General features: G+C 46.9%; 11 protein-coding genes. All 11 read left to right on the top strand.

What is annotated here, in order from left to right; all coding sequences use genetic code 11:
* Positions 1-7: 7 nt before the first annotated feature.
* The 11 genes from ACX9NY_RS13040 (at position 8) to ACX9NY_RS12990 (ending at position 15502) form a co-directional block, all read left to right on the top strand.
* Positions 8-898 carry an ABC transporter permease gene (locus ACX9NY_RS13040; protein ID WP_074094500.1) on the top strand — a complete coding sequence of 297 codons (891 nt, stop codon included), beginning with the start codon at positions 8-10 and terminating at the stop codon, positions 896-898.
* Between the two features lie 29 nt (positions 899-927).
* Positions 928-1806, top strand: coding sequence for a carbohydrate ABC transporter permease (locus ACX9NY_RS13035; RefSeq protein WP_076326910.1), 879 nt, complete (start codon positions 928-930; stop codon positions 1804-1806).
* Positions 1807-1838: 32 nt separating this feature from the next.
* Positions 1839-2924, top strand: a complete 1086-nt coding sequence (locus ACX9NY_RS13030; RefSeq protein ID WP_472478789.1) for a glycoside hydrolase family 53 protein — start codon at positions 1839-1841, stop codon at positions 2922-2924.
* A 131-nt stretch (positions 2925-3055) separates the two neighbouring features.
* Positions 3056-5128 (top strand): beta-galactosidase, encoded by a 2073-nt coding sequence (locus tag ACX9NY_RS13025; protein ID WP_472478787.1) that lies wholly within the window; start codon positions 3056-3058, stop codon positions 5126-5128.
* A 203-nt stretch (positions 5129-5331) separates the two neighbouring features.
* Entirely contained in the window at positions 5332-6768 is a 1437-nt protein-coding gene (locus tag ACX9NY_RS13020) for an NAD-dependent malic enzyme (RefSeq protein WP_339241306.1), read from the top strand.
* 4 nt (positions 6769-6772) lie between these two features.
* Entirely contained in the window at positions 6773-7444 is a 672-nt protein-coding gene (locus tag ACX9NY_RS13015; RefSeq protein WP_339241308.1) for an HD domain-containing protein, read from the top strand.
* Positions 7445-7741: 297 nt separating this feature from the next.
* Positions 7742-8809: an FUSC family protein gene (locus ACX9NY_RS13010; protein WP_339241310.1), complete on the top strand. Its 1068-nt coding sequence runs from the start codon at positions 7742-7744 to the stop codon at positions 8807-8809.
* Between the two features lie 133 nt (positions 8810-8942).
* Positions 8943-9404 (top strand): pyridoxamine 5'-phosphate oxidase family protein, encoded by a 462-nt coding sequence (locus ACX9NY_RS13005; RefSeq protein ID WP_472478784.1) that lies wholly within the window; start codon positions 8943-8945, stop codon positions 9402-9404.
* A gap of 244 nt (positions 9405-9648) precedes the next feature.
* Entirely contained in the window at positions 9649-12024 is a 2376-nt protein-coding gene (gene helD, locus ACX9NY_RS13000) for an RNA polymerase recycling motor HelD (RefSeq protein WP_472478782.1), read from the top strand.
* A 312-nt stretch (positions 12025-12336) separates the two neighbouring features.
* Positions 12337-14196 (top strand): adenine deaminase, encoded by a 1860-nt coding sequence (locus ACX9NY_RS12995; RefSeq protein ID WP_339241316.1) that lies wholly within the window; start codon positions 12337-12339, stop codon positions 14194-14196.
* A gap of 385 nt (positions 14197-14581) precedes the next feature.
* On the top strand, positions 14582-15502 hold the full coding sequence (locus ACX9NY_RS12990; protein ID WP_339260340.1) for a hypothetical protein: 921 nt from the start codon (positions 14582-14584) through the stop codon (positions 15500-15502).
* Positions 15503-15525: the final 23 nt, after the last annotated feature.

Raw genomic sequence — 15525 nt, 5'->3', positions numbered from 1 at the left:
AGCAATCATGAGAACTTTGAAACGCACTTGGCCATTCCACGTTATGCTGTTGCCAGCCATTATCTTTCTGATTATCTTCAGTTATGTGCCTATGGGCGGGATTATTATGGCATTCCAGAACTACAAGCCATGGCTTGGAATTAGCGGTTCTGAATGGGTCGGGCTGGACAACTTTAGATATTTGTTTGAACGTGAAGACAGCTTACAGGTCATCTGGAACACATTGATTATTGCTGTACTTAAACTGATTTTCAATTTATTTGTTCCATTTGTTTTTGCCATTCTTTTGAATGAGGTTCGTAAGATGGCTATACAGCGTACGATTCAAACGCTTGTCTATTTACCTCACTTCTTGTCCTGGGTCATCCTGGGCGGGATTTTGATAGATCTGTTGTCAACAGGCGGCTTGGTTAACCGGGTTCTGGGAACCTTCGGACTCGGGCCATATTTCTTCCTGGGAGACAACAGCTGGTTCCGATCTACGGTCATTCTGACAGATGTGTGGAAAGAATTTGGCTATAACATGATTGTTTTTCTGGCTGCCCTTGCCGGAATTAATCCAGCATTGTACGAAGCAGCGGAAATTGACGGAGCGGGACGCTGGAAACAGACACTGCACATTACAATTCCTTCACTTGTGCCGATGCTGATGGTTGTGGGAACACTGGCACTTGGTAACGTACTGAATGCCGGGTTTGACCAGATTTTCAACTTGTATAACCCGCTCGTATATCAAACGGGTGACATCATTGATACATTCGTATATCGTTCCGCAATGCAAAATGGTGAGATGGGCTTTGCAACGGCGATCGGATTATTCAAATCGGTTATTAGCATGATCTTGATTCTTGTATCGTACAGCTTAGCCAAAAAATACGCCGGATACCGCATATTCTAAACGAATGAACAGAGAAAGAAGGGACCACGATGTATCATAAATCATTGCCTTATCGCGTGTTTAATATAGTCAATACCTGCTTTCTGATTTTGGTCGCCATCATGTGTATTGTACCGATGATTCATGTACTGGCAGTATCCTTTAGTACAAAGGCTGCTGCTGATGCAAATCTGGTCAATCTCTGGCCTGTAGGCTTCTCACTTGAGGCATACAAAAAAACGATGAACAATCCAATTTTTTTGAACTCGCTCTGGATCTCGCTCCTGCGTACAGTGATCGGTACAGCCATTACGTTGCTGATTACGTTCCTGGCGGCGTATCCATTGTCCAAAGAAAATAGTGAGTTTAAAGGCAGAACGATCTACTCCTGGATATTTGTATTCAGCATGATTTTCAACGGGGGACTCGTGCCATTCTATATGGTTATTCAGAAGATTGGGTTGATGGATTCCTTCTGGGTACTGGTGCTCCCGGGGGCAGTTAACACATTCCTGGTCATTCTGATGCTGAACTTCTTCCGCGGTATTCCAAAAGAGCTGGAGGAAGCAGCACTGATGGATGGAGCTAACCATTTCAGAACATTGTTCAGTATCTTTCTTCCCATTTCGATGCCGTCCATTGCAACCATTGCATTGTTCAGTATGGTGTTCCACTGGAATTCCTGGTTTGATGGATTGCTCTATATGAATAACGCCAAGGATTACCCACTTGCTACATTTATGCAAACGGTCATTATTGGACGTGATATGAGTAGCATGAGCATGAATCCAAAAGAAATGGAAGCTCTCTCTCAAACTACGGTAAGGGCAGCTCAGATCTTCATCGGAAGTGCACCGATCTTGATTGTGTATCCTTTCCTGCAACGTTTCTTTGTCAAAGGTATGACGTTGGGCTCAGTTAAAGGCTGAGCCTGTACCCCAAATTAATGGAGGTTGATACAGTGAGCAACTTGACGGAAAAGGCATTCGTTCTGGGAATGGATGTGTCTTTTATGGATGAAATCGAACAGCATGGCGGGAGCTACAGTGATGTGGATGGCAAGGAACAAGACTTGCTGTCCATCCTGAAGTTCAATGATACGAACGCGATTCGACTTCGAATCTGGAATGATCCTGTTGGTGGATTCTGCAATCTGGAGCGCACGGTGGAGATAGCCAAACGGATCAAGAAACAGGGATTGAAATTTTTGCTTGATTTCCATTACTCTGATCGCTGGGCTGATCCAGCCAATCAATGGAAGCCGAAAGCTTGGGAGAATCTGTCCTATGAAGAGCTTCAACGTGCAGTATGCATGTATACGGCTGATGTTCTGAGAACGTTAAAGGAAAACGATGCGCTTCCAGACATGGTGCAGGTCGGCAACGAGATTACGCCAGGCATGTTATGGAATGAGGGACGTGTTGGTGGAGAAGAGCATGATACGGATGAACAGTGGGAGCGTTTTGCAGGCCTTGTGAAGTACGGAATTGCTGCGGTCAAATCCGTTGACCCGGATATCCAGATTATGATACATATTGATCGTGGTGGAGATAACGCCGAGAGCCGCAAGTTTTTCGATCGCTTTGAAGCACTCGGTGTGGAGTTCGATATCATTGGTCTATCGTATTATCCTTGGTGGCACGGCACACTTGATGCGTTACGCGACAATCTCCATGATCTGGCTGAGCGTTATGGCAAACCTGTCAATGTGGTTGAAACGGCTTATCCATGGACACTGGAGCAGCCAGAAGGCATCGAATGGATTTTGAATCAGGAAGAATTGTTGTTGCCAGGATACCCTGCAAGTGTAGAGGGGCAGACCCGATATCTGAAGGATCTGTTGCAGATTATTCGCGAAGTTCCTGGTGGTTTGGGGCACGGATTCTATTATTGGGAACCTGCATGGATACCAAGTAAAGAAGAATGGTCCGTTGGACATCCGAATAACTGGGGCAACCTCACCATGTTTGATTTTAAAGGTCGGAAGTTGGAATCGTTTACAGCACTAGCTACTACGGAAGAATCTGATGTTGTGACATACGTGTAATATCATACAGGTTCACAAGTGGTATCTGATGAAAAGATGAAGTCATGCCAGAAGATAAGCTTGGTAATTTGAGTCGTGAATATCGTTGTATTCAATAAAAATTGTAATTCAAAAGCAAGGGAGTTGTCCTTATGACATACAAATATGCACCTGTAAGTTCCAAAGCCCCGCACATGTTGCATGGCGCAGACTATAACCCGGAGCAATGGCTCCGCTACCCTGAAGTTCTGGAAGAAGATATTCGCTTGATGAAGCTTGCCAAGTGTAACGTGATGTCCATTGGTATCTTCTCATGGGTATCCCTTGAGCCGGAAGAGGGTGTATACACGTTTGAATGGCTGGATCAGGTGTTGGATCGTTTTGCAGCAAACGGCATCTATGCATTCCTAGCTACACCAAGTGGTGCCAGACCTGCCTGGATGTCCGCCAAGTACCCGGAAGTGCTCCGCGTATCCGAGAATCGTGTCCGCAATCTGCATGGTTTCCGTCACAACCATTGTTATACTTCCCCGGTATACCGTGAGAAGGTTACTGCAATCAATACAAGACTGGCAGAACGTTATTCAGATCATCCGGCTGTCATCGGCTGGCACATCTCGAATGAGTTTGGCGGAGACTGTCATTGTGATTATTGTCAGGAAGCATTCCGTGGTTGGGTTCAGAAGAAGTATCAAACACTTGATGAACTGAACCATTCGTGGTGGACCACATTCTGGAGCCATACGGTTACAGACTGGAGTCAAGTGGAATCTCCGGCTCCTCACGGTGAGACACAGGTACACGCAATGAATCTGGATTGGCGCCGTTTCGTTACGGATCAGACAGCTGATTTTATCGTGCATGAAACGAAACCATTGAAAGCTCAGAATCCCGATCTGCCAGTCACAACCAACCTGATGGAATTCTATGGCGGCCTGAACTATTGGAAGTTCGCTGATATTCTGGACTTCCTCTCTTGGGACAGTTATCCCACTTGGCATGATGCAGATGACGACGCGAAACAGGCGTCCCGGATCGCAATGATGCATGACATCGTTCGTTCCATCAAAGGCGGTCAGCCGTTCTTGCTGATGGAGAGTACGCCAAGTTCGACGAATTGGCAAGATGTCAGCAAGCTGAAAAAACCGGGCATGCATCTGCTCTCTTCTCTCCAGGCTGTAGCACACGGTTCCGATAGTGTTCAGTATTTCCAGTGGAGAAAGAGCCGGGGTTCCAGCGAAAAACTTCATGGTGCGGTGGTAGACCACGTAGGAACGGAACATACACGTGTGTTCCAAGATGTCACCGACGTAGGAACGGCGCTTGAAGGCATGGAAGCCATTGTAGGAACAGCGGTTCCAGCAGAAGTTGCAATCATATTCGATTGGGAAAACCGCTGGGCTGTTAATGATTCACAGGGTCCGCGCAATATCGGTGTGAAGTATGAGCAGACCGTGGAGGAGCATTACGAAGCGTTTTGGAAAAAAGGAGTCGCTGTAGACGTTATCGATATGGATGCAGATCTATCCAAGTACAAGTTGTTGATTGCTCCAATGCTCTATCTGGTGCGTGAAGGTGTTGGCGAACGCATTGAGAAGTTTGTAGAACAAGGCGGTACGTTTGTAGCCACTTACTGGTCTGGTATTGTAAACGAAAACGATCTGTGTTTCCTGGGTGGATTCCCAGGGCCACTGCGTAAGACACTTGGCATCTGGTCCGAGGAAATTGACGGATTGCATGATCGTGATCTGAACGGAATTATCCCCGAGCAGGGTAACGAGCTTCAGCTCAATACAGCGTACGATGCGATTGAACTGTGTGATCTGATCCATCTGGAAGGCGCGAAGTCTCTGGCTACGTACCGTTCTGACTTCTATGCCGGACGCCCGGCATTGACAGTTAACCAATTGGGCTCAGGGAAAGCGTATTATGTAGCGACACGTCTGAAAGCACCATTCTATGATGATTTCTACGCAAAACTAATCGCTGACCTGAACATTGAGCGTGGACTTCAAACAGAACTGCCTGCCGGAACAACGGCACATACGCGTACAGATGGTACAGCAGATTATGTATTTGTACAGAACTATACACCAGATGAGAAACGGATTGAATTAGATGTACAGTCCTACACGGATCTGCTCAGTGGTGATGCTGTGGAATCCAGTCTTAGCTTGAATCCATATGACATTCGTGTCCTGCGCAGACCGGCTGCCCGGAAATAATAGGTTCATCCTTACTTTATAAAGATTTAAGATACTAGAAAAGTGCCCTGAACGCCTGACATTGGTGTTTAGGGCATCTTTTTATTTTAAGTATATGGCTGTTGAACCACTTTTTCTGGACAAGATAAAGGATAAACGTGTCCGCGCAGCGAAGACAAACAGGTAACTTGTAACTCAAGACTTTCAGTCTGGGAGGAATGGAAATGAATCAAAGAAATCTGGATGGTAACAGCATTATTATTCGACTGGAAATGACAACGAAGGATATCAAGTTTGGCGAAGTGGCTTCGGCCATCTCGGAAGCTGGGGGAGACATCATTGCCATCGACGTGATTTCTACCAATCAGGATGTAAGCGTTCGCGACTTGACAGTCGCCGTTACAGATGCACAAGATAACAGTAAAATTATAGAAGGGGTGCGCCAGCTTAAAGGTGTGTCCATTATTAATGTATCAGATCGGACGTTCCTGCTTCATCTGGGCGGTAAGATCGAAGTAACACCAAAGACACCGATTCACAACCGGGAAGATCTGTCACGTGTGTACACTCCGGATGTGGCTCGTGTATGTTCAGCCATTTCAGAAGAGCCTGGCAAAGCCTTCTCTTTAACAATTAAACGGAATACCGTGGCCGTCATATCGGATGGCAGTGCCGTGCTTGGACTTGGTAATATTGGTCCTCGTGCAGCGATGCCTGTCATGGAAGGTAAAGCAATGTTATTCAAACAATTTGCAGGTGTGGATGCCTTCCCAATCTGCCTGGACACACAGGACACGGAGGAAATCATACGTACTGTGAAAGCGATATCACCTGGCTTTGGCGGCATTAATCTGGAGGATATCTCATCACCTCGCTGTTTCGAGATTGAACGTCGTCTGAATGAAGAATTGGATATTCCGGTATTTCATGATGACCAGCATGGCACAGCAGTTGTGTTATATGCCGGTCTGATCAATGCGCTCAAACTGGTTGGCAAGTCCATTGAAGATGTGAAAATCGTGGTCTGTGGTATTGGTGCAGCAGGTGTAGCATGCAGTAACATATTATTGTCTGCGGGAGCCAGCCGGCTTATAGGTGTCGATCGTGAGGGGGCAATTGTACGGACACAAACTTATGAGAATGAAGTCTGGAGTGATTATGCAGCTCGTACTAACCCCGAACTGGAGACTGGCTCTTTGCGTGATGTTATTCGCGGAGCCGATGTGTTCATTGGCCTGTCCCGCGGCAATCTGTTGACTCGCGAAGATGTGCAGACCATGGCAGAAGATCCAATCGTGTTTGCAATGGCAAATCCGGTACCTGAGATTATGCCTGCCTTGGTGGAAGACATTGTAGCGGTAATGGCAACGGGACGATCCGATTATCCGAATCAGATCAACAACGTGTTATGTTTCCCGGGCATCTTCAGGGCAGTTCTGGACTGCCGAGCCACCGAAATTAATGAAGAAATGAAGCTGGCAGCCGCTCAAGCGATTGCGTCGGCCATTACGGATGAAGAGCGTACACGTTATTACATTATTCCGAGTGTGTTCAATGATAAAGTGGTCAAATCGATGCGCAGTCGCGTCATTGAAGCAGCTGTTAAGACGGGTGTAGCTCGACGTATTCCGCGTGAACAGTCCCGTGAAGGCGGGGAATAATAAGATGTCAGAATTAGATGAAATAACGGCAGGAGAGGCTGTTCTGCGAGCCGCCCGATCTTTTGTTCAAGGTGATTCATCCAAGCATAGTGATGGTCATGACTGGCCGCACATTGAACGAGTGACTGCACTTGCGGTCGAACTCGCTCACCGCATGGGTGCAGATCCATTTGTCTGCGAACTGGCGGCATTATTACATGATGTACCGGATGAAAAGCTGAATGAGAGCTTGGAAGCTGGAATGGCGAAACTGAATGAATGGCTGGATACCCAGCCTCTTGACCCGGATATACGTAATAAGGTTGTGGGTATTATTAGCACCATCTCATATGCGGGAGGCCAGCGTCCTGCGGTCAATTCGCTTGAAGCACAGGTTGTGCAGGATGCGGATCGTCTGGATGCATTGGGTGCGATTGGCATCGCACGCACCTTTGCCTTTTCAGGAGCGAGAGGACGCGAGATGTACGATCCGTCCCTTCCCCCACGGGAGCAGATGACCCGTGAGGAATATCGCAACGGGCGCAGCACAACGATTAATCATTTTTACGAAAAGCTGTTCAAGCTCAAGGATCTGATGAATACCACTTATGGCAAGGAGCTGGCCAAGCAGCGTCATGATTATATGGTGCAGTTCGTGGACCAGTTCAAAAGAGAGTGGGCGGGTACAGACCGTTAGGCAGGCATCGTAAGCATGAGTATTCCTTAGAGATAATATAAACTTAGGCGAATCTTCGAATTGGTGAAAATCCATTTTGAGGATTTGCTTCTTTTTAGGTTAATAATGTGTATTAACATACATAAATGAATCCATTTCATAGTACCTCTGACTTATGACATGGCAACGGAAGGTCTTCCATGGTACAATAAATCGTTCTCCTGAATGTATTCAGGCAAAAAAAGAAATATGGGGTAATAATGAACATGATTATCAAATGTAAAATTTCAGGTTCGGTAAAGAGGAGGGGTCACCACCATGTCATTTGGTGCTCGTGTACTTAAGACGGGAATTGCGGTCACGCTTGCCTTGTACCTTAGTAGCCTGTTTTTGAACCCGCAATCTCCCGTGCCTGCCGCAATCGCAGCTATATTCGCGATGCAGCCTTCCATCTATCGCTCCTGGAAATACTTTCTGGATCAGCTGCAAACGACCACACTTGGAGCTATTGTGGCCCTGGTTGGCGGCATGGTATTGTCCAATGAGCCAATCGCTGTTGGATTAATTATTGTACTTGTCATCATGATTTGTCTTAAATTGAATATGGGTGAGACGGTTGGATTGACACTGGTCACGGTTGTATCCATTATGGAAGCTTCGGGTGATTGGCATTTTGCACTCAATCGTTTTCTGTTGACACTGGTTGGTATTGTATCGGCGTTTCTCATCAACATTACGGTATTTCCTCCGAAACCGAAGATTCAGTTCGTGAAGCAGATCCAGAGTGTGTTCAGCGGCATGTCGTTGCTTCTGCGAACCTCAATCTCGGATGAAATCAAGGAAGTTGTATTCCGGGAGGAGAAAAGCAACCTGGGCGGTTCCATTAAGTCTTTGTCTGACAAGTATAACTTGTTCGAAGAGGAACAGAAAAAGATGAAACGTTCGAAATTCAGCGAAACTCGGCAGATGGTAGTCTACAAGCAAATGCTGCTGAGTCTGCAAAAAGGCTATGAGGTGCTGGATTCGGTTGAACGTCACTATTTCCAGGCACCACGGTCAACAGCGATGGATCAGTTTTTTGATTCTCATCTGGAACTTGTAATTAAATTCCATGAGCATGCATTGCTCAAGTTCGAGGATAAGCTGAAACCGAATGGAGAAGAGGCCGCACAGTTTGTATTGGACAATGACCGTTTCATGGAGCAGGCGATCACCCAGTTTGATATCGACAAGGAAGGCATGTTACGACTGTCGATCGTGGCTGCTGCGATTTATGATTACGGATATCAGTTGGAACGTCTGAATCGACTTGCCGAGCATGTGCATAGCTCCAGTGAAGACAAAGAATCACAGGACAAAATTTTGAATTGGCTTAAGTGGCCTTAGATGCGAATTGCGTACCTGCTTCATGATCATATACAATGGAATTACAACATTGCCCGGACAATCGTGTCCGGGTTGTTTTGTCGTACATACAGCTGAATGGCATGAATGAATTTTAACGAACTGAGGGATAGACATGATTATAGAGGAATTGGACGCTGAACTAATGAAATGGTTGAGTGGGACAAATCTGGAGCATAAACAACATGAAGCGATGCAACTGCTGACCGTATCCGAGGATCAGTGGCCGCATCAGGCGATGATTAGTATGGGGGAAGTGATTGCGATAAGTCCCCGTCAGCTTAGACTTGCTCTGTGGCAAGGTACACAGACCAGTATGAACATGAGCAAAACAGGCAAGGCTACCTTGATTGCGGTTCAAGGGCAACGTTTGCTGCATATTCGTATGGAAGTAGAGTTGCTGCCTGAGATTAAGGGGGCTGTTCATCCGAGAGATCGTTTTGAAGCACAGGTGCTCCAAGTACGTATGGATCATGCGCCATATGCGGAGATTACTTCAGGAATAACCTTTCAACTAAAAGATGAACTTGGAGCAATTACACGTTGGCAAGAGACGATTGAAGAATTACAAAAGTAGGCATAAACAGTTTGATCAGTTGAGGACCCAGTGATTGGGTAATAATGAAGATGAAAACAACAAAAAACGCCTCCGCTTGCATCGGGACGTTGTCACTGGTACAATAAAAAATGGTTTTCAGAAAATTAGAACTAATTAACATATAATTAAAATGTTTACTTTCTAATAATTATACCATTGCCTTTTCGGGCTTGTCAAATGGGATTTTGAGGACACAATCCGGGGAAAGAGGGGCTATTAACATATGAGTACAGAGCAGCAATGGAGCGAAGAGCAGCAACGGGTCAACATGGTGACCGATCAGATTGAACGCAAGATCACAACGTTAGAAGATGAAGTCGGTTCCTTCCGTGATGAAGTGGTTGGCATGAGAAAAGACTTCTGGGACGAAGTGACAATGAACTTTAGCGAAGCGGACGATGTGGGGGAAACTTCAACCAGCATGCGGCAGCAGTCTCAGGTATTGTCCGATCGGGAGCGCAGTCATCTCAATACAGCGGCGGCGTTGGATAAAATGAAACGACTGCATCATTCACCGTATTTTGGCCGGATCGATTTCAAGGAAGATGGATACCCGAATGCGGAACGCATCTATCTAGGGATTGCATCGTTATTAGACGAGAAAGAGGAATCCTTTCTCGTCTACGACTGGCGTGCACCGATCTCCAACCTCTATTATGACGGAGCACCGGGCCCGATCACATATCGTACACCAAGCGGGGAGATCAGCGGTGATATAGAGATGAAGCGGCAGTTTGTCATTCGGGACGGACGGATTCGTTTTATGTTTGATACAGGCGTAACCATTGGCGATGAATTGTTGCAGGCCGTGCTCAGTCGAACTTCGGATGCACAGATGAAGAGTATTGTTGCGACCATTCAGAAGGAGCAGAACCGGATTATCCGTAATGACCGGACACGCATGCTTATTGTGCAAGGCGCAGCCGGGAGTGGCAAAACATCCGCCGCGCTCCAGCGTGTGGCCTATCTTCTCTATAAATATCGCGAGCATCTGCAAGCGGATCAGATGGTTCTTTTTTCACCAAACCCGATGTTCAACAGTTATGTCTCCACGGTACTGCCTGAGCTTGGGGAGGAAAATATGTTGCAAACGACCTTCCAGGAGTATCTGGAGCGCCGTTTGGGTCGTGAATATCAATTGGAAGATCCGTTTATTCAGCTCGAATATGTACTTACGGGAACAGAAGATCCCGATTATGATGTTCGCATGTCCAGCATTCGGTTCAAATCCTCGGAATCTTTCCTGAAAGTCATTACGCGTTATAAGGAGAGCATGCTGTCAGGTGGCATGAAATTCAAGCCGGTTCGCTTCCAGGGCCGAGCAATTGTTACGTCAGAGGCTATGGCTGAGAAATTCTACAGTTTCGAGTCATCCGTTAAGCTGGTGAGCCGACTGGAGATGTTGCGGGATTGGATGCTGAAAGAACTATCTGCCTTTGGTAAAGGTGAACTGGATGCGCCTTGGGTCGATCAGCAGCTTGATCTGATGGAGCCGGAGGATCTGCAACGTGCATACCAACGGTTAAAGCGTAAGCAAAAAGGAAAGACCCATACGTTTAATGACTTCGAGCAAGAAAGAGAAATTCTGGCACGTATGGTAGTCAGTGACCGACTCAAACCGTTACGGAAATGGATCAAGTCCTTGCGGTTCGTCGATATAAGACAATTATATGCACATCTGTTCAACGATGAGGGTCAGATGGTGCGATTGCTGGGTGACGAGGCGTTGCCTGCCCAATGGGATGAGATCTGTAGGATGACTTTACGCAGATTGAAGCTCCAGGAGTTGGCATACGAAGATATTACGCCATACTTGTACCTGCGTGAGCTCATGCTTGGATTCCATATTAACTCCAATATTCGTCATGTCATTATTGATGAAGCTCAGGATTATTCTGCGTTTCAGTTGGCATTTATGAAGAGATTGTTCCCTCGGGCGAAAATAACAGCACTCGGTGACTTCAATCAGGCGATCTATGCCCACTCTTCAGTCCTTAGTGGAACAGGACCATTGACTAACCTGTACGGCCCAGACAACACGGAAGTGATTGAGCTGACCAGGAGCTATCGATCTACCCGGGAGATCGTGGAATTTACTCGTGGCATGGTGCCTGGTGGGGAAGAGATTATTCCATTTAACCGTAGCGGCGAGAAGCCTAAAGTGATCGTTTCTTCTGATTCCGAGCGTCATATGAACGTCATCACGACAGACCTCAAGCACTTGATTGAGGAAGGGTATGAATCAGTTGCAGTGATCTGTAAAACCGCCGAAGAGAGCAGAGACGTACATGCTGCATTGAGTAAGACACTGCCGACAGCACCGAAGTTAATCAAGAAAACGACGCTGGCTTTTGAGCAGGGTGTTCATGTCATTCCGGCGTATCTGGCCAAAGGTGTGGAATTCGATGCTGTCCTGATCTATGACGGCTCTGCGGAGCAGTACGCCCATGAGCATGAACGTAAATTGTTCTACACGGCTTGTACGCGAGCGATGCATCTGCTGCACGTTTACTGCGTGGGCACACCGAGTCCTTTCATTACCTCGCAGTCGGAAGAATGGTATGATCTTGGCAAGGTGTCTGCTGCGCAAGTGGACTGACATATCACATTCATGTGCATGAAGAAGGCTTCCGTTCAGTGGAACGGGAGTCTTTCTGTATATGATACATATATCGGGAAGAAGCTAACTTCACGAGGGACGTATACATGATGAGATTCCAGCCATATAGGTGATCGCATGGAATGAAAATACCTAACGTGAATTCGTAAGGATTGGGTTCTGTGGATAAATATGACTCCATAATTTGTATTGAGGCACAATGGATGTTATTTTTCTTTACACATGAGGTCTGGACTCATATAATCGTAACAATATATTTTTTTTGGATCGTTTATTAAAGGAGGCAACAATATGAACAAATCATCTTTTGAACGGCCGCTTATGGCCGATTGTGTACCGGATCTGGTCGCTACAGCCCGGGGAGATATGCCAGCGACTTTGGTCATTCGGGGAGGCACGCTCGTAAACGTGATATCAGGTGAGATTTTGCCTGAGATGTCCATAGCTGTACAAGGAGCTCGAATTGCTTATGTTGGTAAAGATGTAAGCCACACGATCGGAGAACATACCCGGATTATTGAAGCGAACGGCAAATATATCGCTCCTGGATTGCTGGATGGACACTGCCATATTGAAAGTACTCAGATGAAAGTAACCGAGTTTGCGAGAGCGGTATTGCCTTCAGGCACAACGGGAGGTTTCTTTGACCCACATGAGATCTCCAACGTGCTTGGTCTCAAAGGTCTGAGACTGATGCTGGATGAAGCGCGGACCACACCGATGGCTGCTTATATGCAGGTGGCTTCCTGTGTGCCTTCCACCCATCCGGGACTGGAGACAACAGGTGCTTATATCGGGCCTGAAGAGGTGGCTGAGGCTCTTTCCTGGGGGCCGGACATGATTGGTCTTGGGGAAGTGATGAACTTCCCTGGTGTCGTTTACGGGGACGAGACGATGATTGGTGAGATCCAGGCGACCCTCCGGGCTGGCAAAGTGGCAGATGGTCACTTCACCTGGGCAGCAGATGACTGGCGTTTGCCGGCGTACGCAGCGAGTGGAGTTACGGGGGATCATGAATGTGTGACCAAGGAAGATGTGGTCGAACGTCTGCGACTCGGGATGTATGCGAAGATGCGTCAAGGTTCGGCATGGCATGATGTGGCGGAGACCATCAAAGCCTGTACGGAGCTTGGACTGGATACACGCCGGATGATGCTGGTAACCGATGACCGAAGCTCTGAATCCCTGCTCAAAGAAGGGCATATGGACTTTGTTGTTCGTCTCGCCATTTCCCAAGGTGTGAAGCCGGTCACGGCTTTCCAGATGGCTACCATTAACACGGCTGAGCGGTTCGGGGTTGCACGCGACATTGGTGCGGTTATTCCGGGCAATATAGCGGATATTATTCTGCTGGACGGCCGGCTGGCGGATGTACGTGTGGGTATGACAATTGCTGCCGGGCAAGTCGTAGCCGAGAACGGGAAAATGACGGCGGTCTGGGACAGCTTCACATACCCGGAGGAAGCGCTGAACACGGTGAAGTTGGAAGCGAATATTCAGCCAGAAGATCTGGAACTTGCTGCACCGATTGCAGAAGGTACGATTGGTGCCAAGATCATTCATGTGACAGAGAATCATGTGGATACGAAGGAGAAACACCTGCCTGTCACGGTGCAGGATGGTAAGGTTGTGGTTTCAACTTCCGGGGAAGTATGCAAAATCGCGGTATTGGAGCGTCACAAACAAACCGGGAATCGGGCGGTTGCTCTTGTTGGAGGCATTGGCTTCACATCACCTGCAGCAATTGCGATGACGGTGGCTCATGATAGTCACAACCTGTTGATTATCGGTAATGATGATGCCCTGATGGCCGAAGCCGGTAACCGGGTCATTCGCATGCAAGGTGGGGTAGCCGTGGTAACGGCAGCAGGGGTGACCGAATTCCCGCTGCGGATTGCAGGTTTGATGTCAACCGAGTCTTTCGAAGTCGTTGCAGCCCAATCGGCAGCAATCAGTGAAGCTTTACAGTCCGCAGGATGTACGTTGAATAATGCGTTCATGACGCTTTCGTTGCTTGCGCTGGTAGTGATTCCGGAATTACGGTTGTCCGACAAGGGGCTTGTGCGGATCTCGGCAGAAGGTATTGAACTGGTCTCCCTTTTCGATGAAGTGGTTGACAGTACACCGGCAGTTCCATCGGGTAATGAATGAATAGATTTATCGATTAGAGCTCGATAAATGGATATACATGAAAAGCCGCCTTAGGGCGGTTTTTTTGTGCGTTTTGGGAGAAAACGCTTTCTAGGTCTTCTGGTTCTTGGTGTACATATGGCAATAATGACTGAAGTCGCGCTGAAATAGGAGTCAATTTAGAAAATAGTGAGTAATTGTGACTTTTGAACTATACATACAGAACTACGAATTCCCGAAATATAATTATATGATTCTTTCGTCGTAAGTCTTAAAGATGATATTGCATATAGAAGCAATCTAAATTCGTCGTAACTAATAAGGTTCCATTAAATGAATATGAAACGACACAATTTCATCCAGATTTGCACGTTAGGGCTGATAACTTCAGAGGGAGTGTACAAATATGAAAAGCAAAAAGGGGTATCGTTTTATCTTGTTACTATGTTGTTTGATTCTGTGCGCGAGTACAGCCTGTTCTTCCAAAGCCATTGCGGATGGTTCAGTCGACAGTTATGCAACGATTCATGGGAAACTTGATGCACCCGTGAGAGCGACATGGGTGTGGGATACTACCCAGATCCGAAGTAATCCTCAAGAGGTGTTAACTTACGCTACAGCCAACAAGATCAATACGATCTATCTACAGATGAACCGGGATATTAAAATCCCTGAATATAAAAGCTTTATCCGCCAGGCGAGAGCCAAGAATATTGCGGTTGACGTGATGGATGGAAGATCGGCCTGGGGATTGACGGAGAGTCGGGAGCAGATTGCATCTTTCCTGGACTGGATTGAGGCTTATCAAGCGCAGGCATTACCCAATGAGAAATTTGCGGGTATTCATCTGGATATCGAGCCACATGTGCATCCGCAATGGAAAATCAATCAGGCCAGTGTGATTACCCAGTGGCAAGGAAATGTGGAGTATATTGTTGAGCGAGCATCACGGATGAAGATGCCGGTAGCGGCTGATCTGCCTTTCTGGCTCGATAACTACAAAATTCCGGGTTCAACGATGGCGGTTAGCAGCTGGATGATTCGAAAGTTTGATTCCATTACGATTATGGCTTACCGTGATACAGCTGCTGCAATCTATAGTGTAGCGAAGGATGAACTTGCAGAAGCGGCTCTGCTTGGCAAAACGATCTCCATAGCTGTGGAAACAAAGCAAAGTAAAGAAGGCGACTTCATTACTTTTTATGAAGAGGGATCTGCTTATATGGAAGCACAATTGAAGTTGGTCGAAAAAATGGCTTCAGTACATGCGTCCTTTAACGGTTTCTCCGTACATGAATACACTTCATGGAAGACATTGAAAAAGTGAGACACCAATGAATAAAGAAGGTG

This window comes from Paenibacillus sp. CB74, assembly GCF_055687625.1.
Note: the sequence above shows the minus strand (reverse complement) of the source record. Positions and strands in the feature narration are given on the sequence as shown.